The 533-nt window shown below is 55.9% G+C and carries 2 rRNA genes; both read left to right on the plus strand.

Annotated features, from left to right (window positions below):
• A 16S ribosomal RNA gene (locus IBJ82_RS34390) occupies window positions 1–117 on the plus strand; the annotation flags it as partial.
• A 335-nt stretch (window positions 118–452) separates the two neighbouring features.
• A 23S ribosomal RNA gene (locus IBJ82_RS34395) occupies window positions 453–533 on the plus strand; the annotation flags it as partial.

Below are 533 nucleotides of genomic sequence, written 5' to 3' on the forward strand. Positions count from 1 at the left end.
CCCGAAGCCGGTGGCCTAACCCCTTGTGGGAGGGAGCCGTCGAAGGTGGGATCGGCGATTGGGACGAAGTCGTAACAAGGTAGCCGTACCGGAAGGTGCGGCTGGATCACCTCCTTTCTAAGGAGCAATTCTCCAGCGCATTCCCAACACAGGTTGGTGAGTGGTTGGCAGAGACAGTTTCGGACCCATTCGTGGTCCGGCTGGAGCTCATGGGTGGAACACTGACAACTTTCATCGCATACGGATGGTCCTCAGCGATCGTCCGCGATGGGTATACCGACACACTGTTGGGTCCTGAAAGAACACGCGAGTGTCTTTCTGGCAAAACAAACGATCCGAATGGGGTCTCCGAGAAACCGCCGGCAGGCTTTGGCTTGCTGAGTAGGTCTGGGAAATTGTCTTCCTTCGGGTGTGTTGTTTGAGAACTGCACAGTGGACGCGAGCATCTTTGTTAGTAAGTGTTTAAGAGCGTACGGTGGATGCCTTGGCACCAGGAGCCGATGAAGGACGTAGGAGGCTGCGATAAGCCTCGG

This window comes from Nocardia sp. XZ_19_231 (assembly GCF_015355705.1).
Taxonomy (GTDB): domain Bacteria; phylum Actinomycetota; class Actinomycetes; order Mycobacteriales; family Mycobacteriaceae; genus Nocardia; species Nocardia salmonicida.